The sequence below is a fragment of the Sphingomonas sp. NPDC019816 genome, from assembly GCF_050274375.1.
Taxonomy (GTDB): Bacteria; Pseudomonadota; Alphaproteobacteria; order Sphingomonadales; family Sphingomonadaceae; genus Sphingomonas.
Window position 1 is genome coordinate 1 of sequence record NZ_JBNNOB010000231.1, and the last position, 2,968, is coordinate 2,968.

Annotated in this window: 4 protein-coding genes; 1 reads left to right on the forward strand and 3 read right to left on the reverse strand. The window is 60.0% G+C overall.

The annotated features are described in order from the left end of the window. The 3 genes from ACQKJZ_RS18825 to carA form a co-directional block, all read right to left on the reverse strand. Window positions 1-295: hypothetical protein (locus ACQKJZ_RS18825; RefSeq protein ID WP_427733175.1), on the reverse strand; the 295-nt coding region annotated here is incomplete at its 3' end. Next, window positions 295-645 (reverse strand): hypothetical protein, encoded by a 351-nt coding sequence (locus tag ACQKJZ_RS18830; RefSeq protein ID WP_427733177.1) that lies wholly within the window; start codon window positions 643-645, stop codon window positions 295-297. The genes ACQKJZ_RS18825 and ACQKJZ_RS18830, both read right to left, overlap by 1 nt. A gap of 343 nt (window positions 646-988) precedes the next feature. Beyond that, window positions 989-2,170 (reverse strand): glutamine-hydrolyzing carbamoyl-phosphate synthase small subunit, encoded by a 1,182-nt coding sequence (carA, locus tag ACQKJZ_RS18835; protein WP_427733179.1) that lies wholly within the window; start codon window positions 2,168-2,170, stop codon window positions 989-991. A gap of 140 nt (window positions 2,171-2,310) precedes the next feature. On the opposite strand from carA, the gene ACQKJZ_RS18840 reads away from it, so the two are divergent. Further along, the gene (locus ACQKJZ_RS18840; RefSeq protein ID WP_427733181.1) at window positions 2,311-2,763 is read left to right on the forward strand and encodes a GatB/YqeY domain-containing protein; all 453 of its coding nucleotides are present in this window, start codon (window positions 2,311-2,313) and stop codon (window positions 2,761-2,763) included. Window positions 2,764-2,968 lie beyond the last annotated feature (205 nt).

A 2,968-nucleotide genomic window follows, 5' to 3' on the forward strand; every position in this document is an offset into this window, starting at 1 on the left:
CGGTGTTCAGCGCGGTCTGGCCGCAAGTGGTAAGCAATACCACGCGGGGGCGCTCCTTCTCGATGATCTTGGCGACGACGGCGGGCGTGATCGGCTCGACATAGGTCGCGTCGGCCAGCTCGGGATCGGTCATGATCGTCGCCGGGTTCGAATTGACCAGGACGATGCGATAGCCCTCTTCTTTCAGGGCCTTGATCGCCTGCGTGCCCGAATAGTCGAACTCGCACGCCTGACCGATGACGATCGGGCCAGCGCCGATGACGAGGATGGAGGAGATGTCAGTGCGTTTTGGCATTATATTTCGCCACTTTCATCAATTTTTTTTGTTGATTTGTCCGAAATCGTTAATTCGATTTTCACGCCAGATCGGGGCTTGCGAAACCATTCCCACATCGCGTCCGGCACAGCTCCAAACGAATCTCCCTCCGCAATTTCAGCGAGGAAGAAAGGCGACGAGCTACCTAGAAAATCAAAAATTGATTTAGATATAATCTCTATCGGATCTTTTGCAAAAATTACAACACAGCCATCAAACGGGCTATGCCAATCTGCAATTGATTTATTATTACTAATATAGACAATAAACTTATCATACGGGACACTGAGTCTCTTTATGTCGAATGACAAGATATAAAAATTATTCACTGAGACTCCTCCCTACCAATCCTAGGGACAAGTTTTGCATCTCTGGGAGGAAAGTGCTCAGTTGGCATGTCCAACAGTTCTGGAAACTTGCTAACATACTCTCGCTGAATTCTATAATCCTCACTCTGCAGGCGATCGGGTTCACTTTTTGCCCAATGCCTATAATACCATAAGGTAAATAGAACGGCGACAACGCCTATTGCAAAGACCAATATACCAGGCCATGGTTTAAGCATTAATGCAGCCACACCTAGCGGAAATGTCACAGCCGTCAGCCACAATAGCGACGTCATAACATTTTTTCTGGGATAATTGTTTGCAGTCCCCCAGACCGATCTCCCGCTCACTGAAGCGACCCCACGAACCGCTCGAACAGATAGAAGCTGTCCTGCGGCCCTGGCGAGGCTTCGGGGTGGTACTGGACCGAGAAGGCCGGGCGGTCGGTCAGCTCAAGCCCCGCATTCGATCCGTCGAACAGCGACACATGCGTCTCGCGCGCGTTAGCGGGCAGTGTCTCGCGCTCGACAGCGAAGCCGTGGTTCATGCTGGTGATCTCGACCAGACCGTCGGACAGGCGCTTGACCGGGTGGTTCGCGCCGCGGTGGCCCTGGTGCATCTTCGTGGTCGTGGCGCCGACCGCCAGACCCAGAAGCTGATGGCCCAGGCAGATACCGAACAACGGCTTGCCCGTGTCGAGCAGCTGGCGGATCACCGGCACCGCATATTCGCCCGTCGCCGCCGGATCGCCGGGACCGTTGGACAGGAAGATGCCGTCCGGGTTCAGCGCCATCACATCCTCGTAAGACGCGGTGGCGGGGACCACCGACACCTTTGCACCCGCCTGAACCAGGTTGCGGAAGATGTTGTGCTTGCTGCCATAATCGATCGCGACGACATGCGGACGATCCTCGCCCTCCGCGCCGGCATAACCGAAGCCCAGCCGCCACAGGCCGCCTTCGCGCGTCTCGCCCCAGCCATAATGCAGCTCCGTCGACACGTCCTTGGCAAGGTCCATGCCCTCCAGGCCGGGCCATCGCTGAGCCTTTTCGAGGAGCGCGGCGATGTCGAACTCACCCGAAGCCGAATGCGCGATCACGCCGCTGGGCGCACCGGCCGCGCGGATGCGGCGGGTCAGCGCGCGGGTGTCGATGCCCGCCAGGCCGATGCGGTTGTGCCGCGCCATCCACCCGGCGAGATTCTCCATCGCGCGGAAGTTGGACGGGGCGGTCGGGTCCTCGCGGACGATCATGCCCAGCGCGTGCGGTGCGTCCGCCTCGATATCGTCGGGGTTCGCGCCGACATTGCCGATATGCGGGAAGGTGAAGGTGATGATCTGGCCCGCAAAGGACGGATCGGTCATGATCTCCTGATAGCCGGTCATCGCGGTGTGGAAGCACACCTCGCCGACCGCATCACCCTCGACGCCGAAACCGCGCCCCCACAACACGTCTCCGTTCGCCAGAACGAGAACACCCGTGGCGCCCTCAGGCTTTTCGGGCATGGCGAATGGCTTGGCGTCGGCCATGATCGGCGGGCACTCCTGCTAAAATGTCTGCAATGTCGCTAAGTGGCGTCCGCTAGACCCCGATGGCCGCCGCGTCAACCGGTTCACGGAATTGGTCGCGTGCGCTATCCTCCCCGCCTTTCAGACAAGACGGACGAAACATGATTCGCGACGATATCAAGGCCGCGCAGGTGGCCGCCATGAAGGCCGGCGACAAGGAAAGCCGCGCGGCGATCAGCCTGATCCAGGCCGCCATCAAGAACCGCGACATCGAACTCCGCACCGGCGAGGCGCCCGCCGATGACGACATGGTCGTGATCGAAGTGCTGCAGAAGATGGTCAAGCAGCGCCGCGAATCGATCGCCATGTACGAACAGGGCGGCCGCCAGGAACTGGCCGATGCGGAGAAGGCCGAGGTCGCGGTGATCGAGCGCTTCCTGCCCCAGACGCTGACCGAGGACGAGACCAAGGCCGCCATCGAGGCGATCAAGGCGGAGATCGGGGCTTCTGGGATGAAGGACATGGGCCGGGTGATGGCCGAGCTGAAGGCACGGCATGCGGCGGTGCTGGATATGAGCAAGGCGAGCGGGTTGGTGAAGGCTTCGCTGGCGTGATGTGAGGTTGGGGAGTGGGGCTAGTGGATCGTATCGATCGAAAGCGTGGTCCCCTCCCCCAACCCCTCCCGCCTGCGGGAGGGGCGCCTGTCTCGCTTTGTGGAGATGACTGTCTTCCACCAATAGCGCATCCCCTCCCGCCGGCGGGAGGGGACCGAGGGGAGGGGCCCCGGCCCCTCCGCGAGAACCGCCCTCCTCTAAAAAC